At 45.0% G+C, this 15,722-nt stretch carries 15 protein-coding genes; 14 read left to right on the top strand and 1 reads right to left on the bottom strand.

What is annotated here, in order from left to right:
• Position 1: 1 nt before the first annotated feature.
• Together nagA and nagB are read left to right on the top strand one after the other, a co-directional pair.
• Positions 2-1,165 carry an N-acetylglucosamine-6-phosphate deacetylase gene (nagA, locus tag ACZ5Q7_RS14390; RefSeq protein ID WP_343753860.1) on the top strand — a complete coding sequence of 388 codons (1,164 nt, stop codon included), beginning with the start codon at positions 2-4 and terminating at the stop codon, positions 1,163-1,165.
• On the top strand, positions 1,165-1,890 hold the full coding sequence (gene nagB, locus ACZ5Q7_RS14385; RefSeq protein ID WP_343753858.1) for a glucosamine-6-phosphate deaminase: 726 nt from the start codon (positions 1,165-1,167) through the stop codon (positions 1,888-1,890). Before nagA ends, nagB begins: the two co-directional genes overlap by 1 nt.
• An 80-nt stretch (positions 1,891-1,970) precedes the next feature.
• Here the strand turns inward: nagB and ACZ5Q7_RS14380 are convergent, their stop codons facing one another.
• Positions 1,971-2,603 (bottom strand): YigZ family protein, encoded by a 633-nt coding sequence (locus tag ACZ5Q7_RS14380; RefSeq protein WP_343753856.1) that lies wholly within the window; start codon positions 2,601-2,603, stop codon positions 1,971-1,973.
• A gap of 324 nt (positions 2,604-2,927) precedes the next feature.
• Between ACZ5Q7_RS14380 and ACZ5Q7_RS14375 the strand changes: the two genes are divergently transcribed.
• The 12 genes from ACZ5Q7_RS14375 to ACZ5Q7_RS14320 all read left to right on the top strand — a co-directional run bounded on the left by ACZ5Q7_RS14375 (position 2,928) and on the right by ACZ5Q7_RS14320 (position 15,670).
• Positions 2,928-3,626, top strand: coding sequence for a response regulator transcription factor (locus tag ACZ5Q7_RS14375; protein WP_343753854.1), 699 nt, complete (start codon positions 2,928-2,930; stop codon positions 3,624-3,626).
• A gap of 102 nt (positions 3,627-3,728) precedes the next feature.
• Positions 3,729-4,571, top strand: a complete 843-nt coding sequence (locus ACZ5Q7_RS14370) for a DegV family protein (protein WP_343753852.1) — start codon at positions 3,729-3,731, stop codon at positions 4,569-4,571.
• Between the two features lie 161 nt (positions 4,572-4,732).
• The gene (locus ACZ5Q7_RS14365) at positions 4,733-6,130 is read left to right on the top strand and encodes an ATP-dependent helicase ComFA (RefSeq protein ID WP_343753850.1); all 1,398 of its coding nucleotides are present in this window, start codon (positions 4,733-4,735) and stop codon (positions 6,128-6,130) included.
• Entirely contained in the window at positions 6,111-6,797 is a 687-nt protein-coding gene (locus ACZ5Q7_RS14360) for a ComF family protein (protein WP_343753848.1), read from the top strand. The genes ACZ5Q7_RS14365 and ACZ5Q7_RS14360 overlap by 20 nt, the downstream gene beginning before the upstream one ends.
• Before the next feature lie 157 nt (positions 6,798-6,954).
• Positions 6,955-7,512, top strand: coding sequence for a ribosome hibernation-promoting factor, HPF/YfiA family (gene hpf / locus ACZ5Q7_RS14355; RefSeq protein WP_343753847.1), 558 nt, complete (start codon positions 6,955-6,957; stop codon positions 7,510-7,512).
• Between the two features lie 313 nt (positions 7,513-7,825).
• Positions 7,826-7,981, top strand: a complete 156-nt coding sequence (locus tag ACZ5Q7_RS14350) for a hypothetical protein (RefSeq protein ID WP_343753845.1) — start codon at positions 7,826-7,828, stop codon at positions 7,979-7,981.
• A 229-nt stretch (positions 7,982-8,210) separates the two neighbouring features.
• Entirely contained in the window at positions 8,211-10,724 is a 2,514-nt protein-coding gene (gene secA / locus ACZ5Q7_RS14345; RefSeq protein ID WP_343753844.1) for a preprotein translocase subunit SecA, read from the top strand.
• Positions 10,725-10,779: 55 nt separating this feature from the next.
• Positions 10,780-11,881 (top strand): peptide chain release factor 2 gene (gene prfB / locus ACZ5Q7_RS14340; RefSeq protein ID WP_425542387.1). Its coding sequence is split into 2 segments (ribosomal slippage): positions 10,780-10,842 and positions 10,844-11,881, totalling 1,101 coding nucleotides; the frame shifts between segments, so codons are not numbered across the junction.
• Positions 11,882-12,059: 178 nt separating this feature from the next.
• Positions 12,060-12,428, top strand: a complete 369-nt coding sequence (gene cccB / locus ACZ5Q7_RS14335; protein ID WP_343753842.1) for a cytochrome c551 — start codon at positions 12,060-12,062, stop codon at positions 12,426-12,428.
• Between the two features lie 333 nt (positions 12,429-12,761).
• Complete coding sequence (ftsE, locus tag ACZ5Q7_RS14330) at positions 12,762-13,448, top strand: cell division ATP-binding protein FtsE (RefSeq protein ID WP_343753840.1); 687 nt, start codon at positions 12,762-12,764, stop codon at positions 13,446-13,448.
• Complete coding sequence (gene ftsX / locus ACZ5Q7_RS14325; RefSeq protein WP_343753838.1) at positions 13,438-14,331, top strand: permease-like cell division protein FtsX; 894 nt, start codon at positions 13,438-13,440, stop codon at positions 14,329-14,331. The genes ftsE and ftsX overlap by 11 nt, the downstream gene beginning before the upstream one ends.
• 31 nt (positions 14,332-14,362) lie before the next feature.
• Positions 14,363-15,670 (top strand): murein hydrolase activator EnvC family protein, encoded by a 1,308-nt coding sequence (locus ACZ5Q7_RS14320; protein WP_343753836.1) that lies wholly within the window; start codon positions 14,363-14,365, stop codon positions 15,668-15,670.
• Positions 15,671-15,722 lie beyond the last annotated feature (52 nt).

Here is a 15,722-nt window from a genome sequence, read left to right as displayed (position 1 = left end):
ATTGAACCGTATTTATATTAAAAACGCCGTTATTCATACTGAAACAGACGGCATGATTCAAGGATCGCTGTTGGTAGAAAATCAGGTGATCAAAGCGATATATGAAGAGGAAATGACGCCGCCACAAGAGGCAACGGTGATAGATGGAGGCGGTCGTCATCTGATTCCGGGTTTTATCGATGGACACATCCACGGAGCCGCTGGTTCTGACGTGATGGATGCAACGGAAGAAGCGTTGGATACGATGGCAATGGCTCTACCGAAAGAAGGAACGACAAGCTTCCTTGCAACGACCATTACACAAGCTCCGGAAAACACTGATAACGCATTGGCAAATGCAGCGGCGTATGAATCGAAACGAGGCCAAGCGGAAATGATCGGGGTTCATCTGGAAGGCCCTTTCATCGAAACGAGTAAGAAAGGCGCTCAACCGCTGGAACATATTATGGAACCGAACACAGAACAATTTGACGAATGGCAGCGACTGTCAGGGAATAACATAAAAACCGTCACCATGGCTCCGGAGCTTGACAAAACAGGGGAATTTATCCGCCATGCAGCTGCATCCGGTGTGAATGTTTCGGCCGGGCATACCGATGCTGGTTTTGAATCGATCAAACAGGCGATTCCATATGGGTTAAGGCAAGTCACCCATCTGTGCAATGCCATGAATGGGATTCACCATCGTGATATTGGTGCAGTTGGTGCGGCTTTTCAATTAAACGAGTTGCGGGCCGAACTGATAGCAGACGGGATTCATGTCAGTCCGGAGATGCTCGAGCTGATTTTTTTCAATATGGGGAGTGAACGGCTGATTCTTATAACCGATGCGATGCGGGCTAAATGTCTCCAGCCGGGCTATTACGACCTTGGCGGCCAATCGGTCCGCGTGACGGATGACCGGGCAACCCTTCATAACGGTTCATTGGCCGGTAGTATTTTGAAAATGCGAGACGGCGCCCGGCAAATGCTGCGCTTGGAGAATGCCACTATTGGAAGCGTCGTACAAATGGCGTCGGAAAACCCTGCGAAGCAATTGAATATGTACCATCGAAAAGGGAGTATCAAAGCAGGCAAGGATGCCGATTTATTGCTGGTGGATGATGACCTGACCGTAACACATACCATTTGCCGTGGTGTTCTTGCAAATCAGGAGGATAAATAATGGAAATCATTCGTGCCAATCATTATGACGATATGAGCAAAAAGGCTTGTGAGCAAGTCGTTGATCAAGTGAGGCATTCGGATAAGCCTGTGCTGGGACTTGCCACTGGGTCCACGCCGGAAGGGCTGTACGGTCAGCTGATTGATCAATACCATGAAGGAAATGTGTCATTTCAGCATGTGACAACATGCAATTTGGATGAATATGTCGGATTGACGGCCGATGATCCAAACAGCTATCGGTATTACATGAATGACAAATTGTTCAACCATATTGATTTGCCCCGGGAGAACGCGTTTTTGCCTCGGGGTGATGCGGCTGACCCGGAACAAGAATGCCGTGATTACGAAACGCTCATTCAACAAGCCGGTCAGGTCGATCTGCAGATTCTCGGTTTGGGATTGAACGGGCATATTGGTTTTAATGAGCCCGGCACGTCCTTTGACAGTCGAACGCATGTGGTAGCGTTGGATGAATCAACACGTGAGGCGAATGCACGTTTTTTCCCAACATTGGATGATGTTCCGAAGCGGGCGATCACGATGGGGATTGATACGATTATGGAAAGCAAAAAAATGGTATTGCTCGTTTCCGGTGAAAAAAAAGCCCACGCGGTCAACCAGCTCGTGAATGGGGAGGTTACCGAAGCATTCCCGGCGTCGGTTTTAAAGAGGCATCCCAACGTGGTTTTGATTGCAGACGAAGGGGCGCGATCGCACCTTTAGATATCGCAGCCCCTTTCGAAATGGTCATTCAGTGTGCTGGCACCACTTAACAACATATTCCACGGACTGTGGTGCCTCAGTCATACATCGATCTCCACGTAAGCTGTTCCTCTGTCTTTTAATGTCACTTGGTTACTGGACAAGTTAACGATCCAATTACGACATATCTGCTCGTCTCCGTCGGGGACATAGACGACGAATTCCACGTGTTCTGTATAGTTCACGGCGTCCACTATATAATCCGAATGGCGCAAAGCGTTTTCCAGCTTGCCATGCAGCGTATAGTCCACGGTAATTGATATCCCCTGCATCAGACGGCGCTCCACGATTCCGGCTTTCGCCAAAGCTTGTGATGTTGTGCTGCTGTATGCCCGGATCAAACCACCGGCGCCAAGTTTTATACCTCCGAAGTATCGTGTCACGACGACAGCTGTATCTTTCAAATCTTTTTTCTTTAAGACGTCGAGCATCGGCATTCCTGCTGTTCCACTCGGCTCGCCGTCATCATTGGCTTTCTGGATTTGATTATGTTCCCCAACCATGTAAGCCGAGCAATTATGAGTGGCGTCGTGATGTTTTTTCTTAATCGCTTGAACAAAATCCTGTGCCTCTGTTTCCGTCTCCACGCGTTTAACATAGCCAATGAAACGAGACTTTTGAATAACGACTTGGTCAAAATCCTGTTGTTTTACGGTATAATAGGATGATAACATACTGATTTTTACCTCCCGGGTTTTCTATACTTGATTCTGTTTATGACATGTCTGATTAGATCAATCCGCCTTCAGTAGGGGATCCCGCTGATAAATGTTTGACGTTATGGTTGCACCGATGACAACCCCCTTGGGAAAGGAATGTTTGTCGAATTATTATAACATAAGCTGGTGACAAGGGAGGACACATAAGCTGGAAGAGTCGGAACCGCATAATCTATCATAAAATTCTCTTTTTTAACGTAGATAAGGTATACTATAACCAATTGATACTTTAGTAGATGAATGAAACAATAGAATGATCCTTTGGGAGGAACCTGACTGATGACTACGAAACAGACCAATATTGTACTGATTGATGATCATAAACTATTCCGGGAAGGCGTGAAGCGTATTCTCGAATTTGAACCATCCTTTGCCGTGGTTGCCGAGGGGGATGATGGTTATAGTGCTGCCGATCTTGTCGAGGAGCACGCACCCGATATCGTTTTAATGGATATTAATATGCCACAAATGAATGGCCTCGAGGCAACAACGGATCTTGTTAAACGGTTTCCGGACGTTCGTGTTATTATTTTGTCCATTCATGACGATGATCGTTTTGTGACGCATGCGTTGAAATCTGGTGCGCAAGGCTATTTATTGAAAGAAATGGATTCCGATTCGTTAATAGAAGCGATTAAAGCGGTCCGTGAAGGGGGGTCTTACCTTCATCCGAAAGTAACGCATAATTTGGTCAGGGAATACAGACGCCTGGCCGAGGAAACAGATTTCGGTGCCAGTGTGGCTGAGCCATCCATCAGCTTCCATAAACCGGTGCATCTTCTGACAAGCCGGGAGTGTGAGGTCTTACAGCTTCTTGCGGACGGAAAAAGCAATCGAGCGGTTTCCGAAACACTGTACATTAGCGAAAAAACTGTTAAAAATCATGTCAGCAGCATTTTACAGAAGATGGATGTCAATGATCGTACTCAAGCGGTTGTCTTGGCTATTCGCAAGGGGTGGGTGGATGTACAGATATAGCTAGTTGCCCCTTTTTTTGCAGCTTTTGGAAATGAATGCATGTCTTTGCTTTTTCATATAAAATAAGAGAAAACAGACATGTCTCATAAGGAGAAGGTATTGATGAAAATTGCTGTATTGACGGATAGCACGTCTTATATGCCCGAAGAATTGATGGATCGCTACAACATTCATACTGTGCCGTTAAGTGTCACATTTGGTGATGAATCCTACCGCGAGGGAATCGACATAACAACAGAAACGTTTTACCGGAAAGTAAAGGAATCCAAAAATCTGCCGACAACGTCTCAGCCTTCCATCGGGATGGTCGTTGAAAAGTTGGAAGCATTGGCATCGGACTATGATGCCGTTATGTCGATTCATTTATCCAGTGGTATAAGCGGGACGTATCAAGCGGTCGTCACTGCTGGTGAAATGGCAGAAGGAATCGCTGTGTATCCATATGATTCGGAGTTGAGCTGCATGGCACAGGGTTTTTATGTGGAAGAGGCCGCTAAACTCGCTGAAACAAGTGAATCTCCGGAGCGGATCATTCAGCGCCTTGATGATATGAAAAACAGCATGCGGGCTTATTTCATGGTAGATGACTTGAGTCATTTGCAGCGCGGTGGACGTCTCAATGGCGCCCAAGCGATTGTCGGCAGTTTGCTGCAAGTGAAGCCGATCTTACATTTTGTTGACAAACAAATTGTTCCATTTGAAAAAGTTCGTACCAGAAAAAAAGCGTTGAACCGTATAACGGGCATGCTGGAAGAGGATGCGGCAGACGGAGACAAGCTGAGGGTAGCGTTTATTCATGCGAATGATGAACCAGCTGCCGTCAGACTGAAGGAACAATTTGACGCGGTCTACCCCGAGATGGATACCGTTGTCAGCTATTTCGGTCCTGTTATCGGTACGCATCTCGGGGAAGGCGCTATTGGTGCTTGCTGGTACAAAACGTAATTCCGGGGTTCCTTTTATTGCGCGGTGTGCTGGGACAAAAGGCCTGAAGAAAGCACACTGTTTTTCCAAGCGATGACGACGTCTTAAATATATCGTTCGTATCTAGAAGGTATTTATTTTTGTCCCAGCCTCGATCTTATTTTTGGAAGGAGCGTGACGCGATGAAGCAGAATGAATCGCAGGAATGGTCTCGTCATTATCAAGGAAAATTATTGCTCAGACATGAAATCCATTTGGATGATTCCATCTTTCAACAGCTTCTAGATGCCTCGTATGTCACCCCAATGCCCGCCATTCAGCGAAAATATTTTCAACATGAGTGTCAGCGGTGCGGCAACAGGAAACGATCATTGTTTGGCCGCATTCCTTGCCAGATTTGTCATAAGACTCATATGTACTGCCGCAAATGCATCGATATGGGACGGGTGATGGCATGCACCCCTTTATATCAATGGACAGGCCCTGATGTGACGTGGCCGTGTCATTTGGATGCCTGCACATGGACCGGGACCTTAACGATGGCCCAAAAACAGGGAGCTGATCGAATTGGTCGGGCCATTCAGCACCATGACAAAGAGTTGTTGGTATGGGCTGTTTGCGGTGCTGGCAAAACGGAAATGATGATATCCGGCTTAACAGAAGCGTTCAGGCAAGGGCAACGGGTGTGTCTGGCCACGCCCCGGACAGATGTGGTTCAGGAATTGCTTCCCAGGCTGCAGCAGGCTTTTTCAGGAATCGATATTCAAGCATTGTATGGTGGAAGTAGTAACAAAGAAGGAACGGCGCAGTTCATCATTGCAACGACACATCAGTTAATGCGCTTCCGACATGCGTTTGATACGGTGGTTATTGATGAGGTAGATGCATTCCCGTATACCAATGATCCGTCATTGCCGTTTGCCGTTAGGCGCGCGGTCAAACCGTCAGGCACCACGATCTATCTCACAGCCACACCACGGCAAAAGCACCAAATGCTAATCGCCGCAAAAAAACTTCCCCATGTGTTCGTCCCAGTCCGTTTTCACGGCCATCCATTGCCTGTTCCGATGTTGCGCAAGAGCCGCTCGTTGAAGAAAGATCTCGATCGTTTCCGTCCTCCCGATAGGTTTCTCGAATGGTACAATCGGCGCAAACATCCGGAAAGGCAGATATTGGTGTTTGTTCCATCCATCCATCTCGCTGAAACGCTCGCCGACCATATGGCGAGCGTGCTGGATGATTGTTCTGTTCGGGCCGTACATGCTTCCCACAACGACCGGGAGCACATCATCCAGCAGTTTCGCAACCGGTCATTTCATATGTTAATAACGACAACGATTCTGGAGCGTGGTGTCACGTTTCCCGCTGTGGATGTCGCGGTTTTGGCTGCGGATCATCACGTATTTGATGAAGCCGCGCTAATTCAGATAGCTGGACGGGCTGGCCGGAGCCCACATGACCCGACCGGCGACGTCGTATTTTTTCATAGCGGCAAAACTGAGGCAATGGTGACAGCCATTCGATCGATTAAACAAATGAATCAACGAGGAGGCCTTAGCAATGAATTGTCTATGGTGTGATGAACATATCGTTCCGTCCATAACGTGGAAAACGGTCCTGACGTTGACGGAACCGATGTCTCTTTGCGCTTCCTGTGAACATACATTGGTTGCTTTGACGGGAGAGCGGTGTGTCAAATGCAGCCGAATGAGCGAGGAAACCGTGTGCAAGGATTGCCGACGTTGGGAAAATGATTGGCAGAATGGGGCGGATCCGCTTGCGTGGAATGTATCTGTATTTCAATACAATGAAGCTATGCGGGAGATGATTGCCAGATGGAAATATCGGGGTGATTATTGTTTGGGAGACGTATTTCAACATCCTTACCAGCAGGCGTTCCGGAAGCATTTTTCGTTTTTGTCGAGGAATGCTGTCATTGTGCCGATTCCACTTAGTGACGACCGCCTGAAAGACCGCGGTTTCAACCAGGCTGCACGGCTTGCGGACAGTCTGCCGCGCAAAACCCGGTCGGTATTGATGCGAACACATGGCGAAAAACAGTCCAAAAAAACGAAGTGGGAACGAATCAGCGGACGAAATCCATTTAAGGTGACCGAATCTATTACTAATCCGGTCGTTCTTACGGATGATATTTATACAACCGGAACAACATTAAGGCATGCCGCGTTTGTACTGAAGCAGAATGGCTCTCCTTCAGTCTATGCCATGACACTGATCAGAGGATGAAGCGGCCGTTTGAAAGAGTGAACGCCATGAGTTCATTGGCAAATGCCACCGGATCTCTATTAATCTTTGTTTTTTCATATATAAAATTGTTTGCAAAGGAGGAAATATAGATAAAAATATAGTATAATACCCATATAAGGTGAAAGGAGGATACGTTATGAAATATAATATTCGTGGTGAAAACATCCAAGTAACGAAAGCCATAGAAGAATACGTGGAAAAGAAAATCAGTAAGCTCGAACGGTATTTTGATACACCGCCTTCATCTGATGTACATGTCAACCTGAGTGTTTACAATGACGAACAACGAATTGAAGTAACCATTCCCATGACAGATTTGCTGCTCCGTGCAGAAGTGCAGCATGTGGACCTCTATGCGGCTATTGATCTTGCTGTGGACAAATTGGAACGGCAAATTCGCAAATACAAAACAAAAGTGAATCGCAAATTCAGACAAAAAGGTGCACCGAAACATATTTTTGCTGAAATGGAAAACGAAGCACAAAATAACAATCAACAGGACGAATCGGACGATATTGAGATCGTTCGTACAAAAAACTTTGATCTGAAGCCAATGGATTCCGAAGAAGCGGTCTTGCAAATGGATATGCTGGGTCACGCGTTTTATGTATTCAACGATGCGGATTCCGGCAACACCAATGTCGTTTATCGCCGCAAAGACGGACGATATGGTCTGATTGAACCCAACAGTTGAATAAAGCGTTCGAATACCCGGGCGGTTCCTGTATGCATACACATGGGACCGCCTTTTAATATTCCGCACGTTTTAAAAAAACAGGTCCCGATTGCAAAGGGTTGTCGAAAAATGTTATTCAACGTGCCAAATTTCACTTTTAGTTTGTAACATAGCCGTCATTTTTACGAACCATGCTGCAAATAGGGTCTGAAATAATGAATGTATTGTAAAAATGTGTCGAATGGCAAACAAAAATTCAAAAATGGCTATTAGCGCCGGTTCTCCGTTGTATGCTATAACTAAAATACACCATTTGAAAGGAGCTTTTGATGTGAGTGGATGCAAATATGATGAACTCGCTAGAAAGGTCGAACAACATGAACAGACCATAGCCCAATTATTGGAAATTATTGCATCGACCAATGCCAGGCTTGCCGAATTGGACAGGAAGCAAAAAGAGCAGTCATACAGTCATTCACTTACATAAGCTTCCCTTTGATCACCTTCACGCAGCCTCTAGTATCCCCGCCAGGAAGAACCGTTCACCCCCGGACGGTTCTTCCTTTTTAATGGTTCTCCAAGCATTCTGACAGCTTCTTGGCGACGTAACGGCCAGTGTGGCATGAGTTGTAACAAACCAAGGGATGCGTTATGATATAAAATGGATTATAATAGGTTACGTCGCTTATGTTGAAATCCTATAAGGAGCGTTTTATATGGCTGGATTATTGTCGAAAATTTTCGGGGATGGAAATAAAAAACAACTTACCCGTTTACAGAAAAAAGTTGATCAAATAGAGTCGATGGAATCGGATATAGAGAACTTATCGGATGATGATCTAAAAGGGAAAACGGAAGAATTTAAAGAACGCCATACCAACGGAGAGTCTCTGGATGATCTGCTCGTTGAAGCATTTGCAGTGGTACGGGAAGGAGCCAAACGGGTGCTCGGCATGCGTGCATTTCCTGTACAGCTGATGGGTGCATTGGCATTGCACGAAGGTAATATAGCAGAAATGAAAACAGGGGAAGGAAAAACGCTGGCGTCAACTATGCCGGCTTATTTGAATGCCTTATCCGGAAATGGCGTCCATATTATTACGGTCAACGATTATCTGGCTGATCGTGACGCCAAAGATATGGGCCGATTGTACAACTTTCTGGGCCTGACCGTTGGATTAAACGGTAATGGTATGTCGAAAGAAGAAAAGCGGGAAGCCTATAACAGTGACATTACTTATGGTACCAACAACGAATTTGGTTTTGATTTTCTACGTGACAACATGGTGTTGTATAAAGAACAAATGGTGCAGCGGCCACTTAATTTTGCTATTATTGACGAGGTGGATTCGATACTGATTGATGAAGCCCGTACACCACTCATCATTTCCGGATCAGCACAGAAGTCGGCCACCATGTATCAGCAGGCAAACGGATTTGTCCGGACACTAAAACGCGATACGGATTATACGTATGATGAAAAGACAAAAGGCGTTCAATTGATGGAAGAAGGTATCAATAAAGCGGAACGTTATTTCAATATTGAGAATTTGTTTGATTTGGATCATGTTTCGCTTACGCATCACATTAACCAGGCATTGAAAGCTCATGTATCAATGCAACGTGATACCGATTATGTCGTTGAAGATGATGAGGTTGTCATTGTCGACCAATTTACCGGCCGTCTGATGAAAGGGCGCCGCTATAGCGATGGTCTGCACCAGGCCATTGAAGCAAAAGAAGGGCTGCAGATTCAAAATGAAAGCATGACGCTTGCGTCCATTACGTTTCAAAATTTCTTTCGGATGTATCAGAAAATTTCCGGTATGACCGGTACAGCTAAAACGGAAGAAGAGGAATTCCGCAACATTTACAATATGGATGTTATTGCTATTCCAACGAACGAACCGATTATCCGTGAGGACAAAGCGGATATGATTTATAAATCCATCGAAGGGAAATTCCGCGCTGTCGTTGCGGATATTAAAGAACGATATGAACAAGGCCAGCCTGTTCTGGTTGGTACCGTGGCCGTTGAAACGTCGGAATTGATTTCGAAAATGTTGAAAAAAGAAGGCGTCCCGCATAACGTTTTGAACGCTAAAAACCATTACCGGGAAGCCGATATTATCGAAAATGCCGGGCAAAAAGGCGTCGTTACCATTGCCACGAATATGGCCGGACGCGGTACCGACATTAAACTTGGTGAAGGTGTTCCGGATGTGGGCGGACTGGCCGTCATTGGCACGGAGCGTCATGAATCACGCCGGATTGACAATCAATTGCGCGGACGTTCCGGACGTCAAGGCGACCCGGGTGTATCCCAGTTTTATCTATCCATGGAAGATGATTTGATGCGCCGGTTCGGTTCGGAAAACATGCGTTCCATGATGGAGCGTATCGGTATGGACGACTCTCAGCCCATTGAAAGCAAAATGGTCTCCAGGGCTGTGGAATCGGCTCAAAAACGGGTGGAAGGCAATAACTTCGATGCCCGTAAAACAGTGCTGTCCTACGATGATGTCCTCCGGCAACAACGGGAAATTATTTACAAGCAACGGTTTGATGTCATTGAAGCGACAGAAAACCTTCGTGAAATCGTTGAAGGTATGATCCGGTCATCTTTGGCACGTGTTGTGCGTGCGAATACCCAGGATGAACTTGACGAAAACTGGGAACTGGAGTCGATTATTGAGTATGTTCATGGCAACCTGTTGGACCCCGAGGACATTTCAGTCGCCGACATTAAAGGAAAAGATCCGGATGAAATGATTGACTTCATTATGGGTATTGTGACTCATCGCTATAATGAAAAAGAACAGGAACTTTCCCCTGAGCAGATGCGTGAATTTGAAAAAGTCATTGTGCTGCGGACGGTGGACACGAAATGGATGGACCATATTGATCAAATGGACCAGTTGCGCCAGGGCATCCATTTGCGTGCGTATGGCCAGAATGACCCTCTTCAGGAGTATCAATCGGAAGGCTTTCAAATGTTTGAACAGATGGTTGTTGATATTGAAGACGAAGTGGCCAGATATGTGATGAAGGCTCAAATAAGAGACAATCTCCAACGTGAAGAAGTTGCCCAGAATACACAGGCTGTATCCGGTGGACAGGAAGAAACGAAAAAATCACGTAAACCATATGTGAAAACGGAGACGACTGGCCGGAACGAACCATGCCCGTGCGGCAGCGGAAAGAAATATAAGCATTGCCACGGGAAATAAATAGGACAGGCGCCGAATGCTGGAAATTGTACGAAACGAATAAGAGGTGAGAGAGATGGACTTTGCAGACATTGGAAACGAGATAGGTCGACTAACGACCCGAATTAATGCATTCAGGGGGTCTCTTTGACTTAGATGCCAAACGGGAACGAATAAAAGAGCTGGAGATGCGGATGACAGAGCCGGAATTCTGGAACCATCAGGAAGAAGCCCAAAAAGTGATCGACGAATCAAACCAACTAAAAAGTTACGTGGAAGGCTTTGATGAACTGGAAAAGCAGCGGGAAAACATTGAAGTCTCCTATGAGTTGGTGAACGAAGAAAACGATCCGGAGTTGTTTACCGACTTGGAACAGAGTGTGATTAACCTGCGCCGTGACGTTAATCAATTTGAACTGAACATGTTGTTGAGTGAGCCGTACGACCAGAACAATGCGATTCTGGAACTGCATCCCGGCGCCGGTGGAACGGAATCCCAGGACTGGGCCAGCATCTTATTGCGAATGTATCAGCGCTGGGCTGAACGTAAAGGATTCACCGTCGAAACACTTGATTATCTCCCGGGCGATGATGCCGGTGTAAAAAGTGTGACACTGTGGATTAAAGGGCATAATGCATACGGCTATCTGAAAGCGGAAAAAGGTGTTCATCGGCTTGTCCGAATATCACCGTTTGATTCCTCGGGTAGACGGCATACATCGTTTGCATCATGTGAGGTTACGCCTGAAATGGATGATGACGTCGATATCGAAATCAACGATGAAGATATTAATATGGATACGTATCGGGCGAGTGGTTCCGGGGGACAACACGTTAATACAACCGACTCGGCTGTTCGTCTTACCCACTTGCCAACAAAGATCGTTGTGACTTGTCAGTCCGAACGGTCGCAAATACAAAACCGGGAACGTGCGATGAAAATGCTCCGATCCAAACTGTATCAGCGGGAATTGGAGCGGCAGCAGCAGGAGCTTGATGCCATTCGCGGTGAACAAAAAGAAATTGGCTGGGGCAGTCAAATACGCTCTTATGTCTTTCATCCGTACACGATGGTGAAGGACCACCGTACCAATGTCGAAGTTGGGAATGCCCAGGGCGTCATCGATGGAAATATCGATTCGTTTATCGATTCCTACTTGCGTTCCTTGATTAATTAGAAAATATAGTCACAAAAAAGTCATTAAATGGTTAAATCCCCTGAACGTCTGCTATGTCGGGCGTGTAACGTATACAGTTATACAATTGATAGGATAAACGGTTGGTTTAAAATGATGGAAATGGGTTATAATAATCCGTGATCACCTTTCCAAAATATTACGTAAGGGGGAATGAACCATGAAAAAAGCGTTATTATCTGTTCTCTTCGGCATGGCACTTGTGCTCGGCGCATGTGGCGGCGGAGATGACGGTGGTACCGATGATGGAGGCAATGGCGACAACGGTACGGGTACAGAGGAATCCACCGGTGAAAACGGTGGAACCACCACCGCTGGAGCAGAAGAAATCTTCCAAAACAACTGTGCATCATGTCATGGCAGTGATCTTTCCGGTCAGGTGGGTCCTGACTTGACATCTGTCGGCTCCAAGTATTCGGCCGATGAAATCGCTGATATCATTAAGAATGGTAAAGGGCAAATGCAGGCTCAAGACGTTTCCAAAGAAAACAGAGAGACCGTTGCGTCATGGCTTGCAGAGAAAAAATAATAACCGTACACACACTGATTTGGCTCGTTTTAACAAAAAACGGGCCAAACTTTTTTATGAATATGGAATTTATTTCCAACCAACCCTCCTATTTTCCAATAATAATCGACTTAAACAGACAAATATTACAAAAGTAACAAAAAACGAGGAAATTGAAATGAAAATGTAATATAATTATGTCTAAAATTTCTGCTGAAAAATGTTATAATGGCAATTAATAATAGATTTTGTCGTCATGTATTAAGCAAAAGGACAAGTTGAAGCGTTGCTTACTCTGTTAGTTAGAATCGACATCCAAGTTTAACAACACTACGGGACAAAGGTGAATCATATATGATAGAGATGAACGATGTACATAAAACGTATACCAATGGTGTGACGGCACTCAATGGTATAACGATAACGATTGAGCAAGGTGAATTTGTCTACATTGTCGGACCAAGTGGTGCCGGCAAATCCACATTCATTCGGTTAATATATCGGGAGGCCCAATCATCGCAGGGGACCATTACCATTAATGATATGAATGTGAACAATCTGAAGGAAAAACATGTTCCATGGCTGCGCAGAAGCGTCGGTGTCATTTTTCAGGATTTTAAACTTCTTCCAAAACTGACAGTCTATGAAAATATTGCATTTGCGTTGGAAGTTATCGAAGAATCACCACAAAACATACGCAAACGCGTCATGGACGTGCTTGAATTGGTGGGATTGAAAAATAAGGCACGTTTTATTCCGGACGAGCTTTCCGGGGGTGAACAGCAGCGTGTTTCCATTGCCCGTGCCATTGTTAACCGTCCGAAGATTGTCATAGCTGATGAGCCGACTGGCAATCTGGATCCAGAAACATCATGGGAGATTATGCAAGTCTTTGAAGAAATTAATGCACGGGGAACGACGGTTTTAATGGCTACCCACAGCAGAGAAATTGTCAACGCGAAAAAAAAGCGTGTGATAGCTATTGAAGATGGATTGATCGTGCGTGACGAACATCGAGGTGAATACGGCTATGAAATTTAGAACGATGAAACGTCATCTGCGCGAAGGCATTAAAAATATTTTCCGCAACGGTTGGATGACGGTATCTTCTGTCGGCGCCGTAACAACAACACTTCTACTTGTTGGTGCTTTTCTCGCCTTGATGCTTAACCTCAATCATATGGCGAACGGTCTGGAAAAAGAAGTGCAAATTGATGCATTCATCGACCGTACAGCCTCTGAAGATGACATACAGAAACTCCAGAAGGACATTAAATCCATTGATGATGTAGGATCCGTTGCTTTTTCCTCCAAGGATGAGCAACTTGATCAGCTGATTGAAGGTATGGGCGAAGAAGGTAGCTCATGGAAGATGTTTAAACAGGATAACCCGCTCAACCATGCTTATGTCGTGAAGGCGAAAAATCCAGCTGACACAAAATCGCTAGCCAAGGAGATTAAAGGCTTGAATAACATCCAGGATGTCAACTACGGAAAGGACACGGTTCATCAGCTGTTTTCTTTTAATGAATATGCCCGGAACATTGGCCTCGTTCTGATTGTCGGTCTCGTTTTCACAGCCATATTCCTTATTTCAAACACGATTAAACTTACTATCATGGCCCGGAGCAGAGAGATCGGTATTATGAAGCTTGTTGGGGCAACCAACGGGTTCATTCGCTGGCCATTTTTTGTTGAAGGCATGTTGTTGGGCGTGCTTGGAGCTATTCTGCCGATAGCGGCTGTTCTCGGCGGCTATTATTACTTAGACAACAATATCAGTGATCAAATTCCATATGACTTCGTGGACATACTGCCATTCAGTCCATTCGCGTGGCAACTGTCTTTGATCATTTTGGTTATCGGAGCATTCATCGGTGTATGGGGAAGCGTGATGAGTGTCCGTAAATTCTTGAAGATTTAATAAACAATTCACGAGGAGAGGGGATATGATAATGAAAAAAATGATGGCCTATTCGTTTGCTGCCTTGGTTATTTTCGGAATCGGTCTAACCGACTTACATAACGTATCAGCCGAGTCAACCAGTGACGTGAAGCAGGAAATCAACGAACTGAAAAACAAGCAGGAAAACTTGAACAATAAAAAATCCAATTTGCAAAATAAAAAAGAGAGTACTGAACAAAAAATAAAAGCGAACAAGGAAAATCAAGCCTCTGTTAATAGCGATATTGACCATATTAACAAGGAACTAAATAAAACAAGGCAATCCATTCAGGCAAAAGAAAATAAAATAGCTGAAACGACACAGAAGCTTGAAAAATTGAAAAATCGGATAGACGAGTTGAATGACAAAATTGATAACCTAAAAGAAGACATTGAAAAATTGAAAAAACGGATTAAAAAACGGGAAAAAATATTGAAAGATAGATTGCGTGCTATTCAGTCGAATGGCGGAAATATGAAATACATAGAAGTTATCATGGGGTCGAACAGTTTCGGTGACTTTATCAGACGTTCCTCCGCTGTTAACACCATCATGGAGCAAGACCAGAACATTATGGAAACACAGGTGAAAGAAAAGAAACAGCTGAAAGCGAAACAAACAGAAGTAGAAAACAAGAAAAAAGAAATAGAAAGCAAGAAAACAACGGTCGAAAATAAAAAAGCGTCACTTGAAGATCAGCAGCAGGAACTTGAATCATTGCGGACGCAATTAGAAGAGCAAATGAATGAAAAAGAGGACAAGCTTGGTGAATTGAAAGCGGAGCAGGATCGACTGGAAGAATACAAAATGAGTGTTACTGAAAAACAACAAGCATTGAAAGATCAGGCTGCTGTTATTGCACAGGCAAAGAAAGATGCAAAAAGCAAACTGAATCAATTGACAAGTAATAATCACGGATCGGGCGGAAATGGAATGTTCATTTGGCCGGCGAATGGCAGCTTTTCCTCCGGTTATGGGCCAAGGCCGGCACCATATGGCGATCATTTGGGAATTGACATTGCCGCTTCAACCGGTACAAATATCAAAGCAGCTGCATCTGGTGTGGTAACGAGATCAGCTTATTCCCCGTCCTACGGAAATGTGGTGTATGTGTATCATCCGCAGCATAATAAATCAACCGTATACGCTCACATGTCTGCACGGTCGGTAAGTCTCGGTCAGTCCGTATCCACCGGGGACAGCTTGGGTGCTGTCGGTAATACAGGAGATTCATATGGTTCCCATCTTCATTTTGAAGTCCATAATGGAAAATGGAGTTATCACGGTGGTATTAATCCAATGCCATTCCTTCAATAAACATGAATGCTATTGCATACAGCCTGCATAAGCTATATTATGAAAGGCATCG

Source organism: Lentibacillus halophilus, from assembly GCF_055395055.1.
Note: the sequence above shows the minus strand (reverse complement) of the source record. Positions and strands in the feature narration are given on the sequence as shown.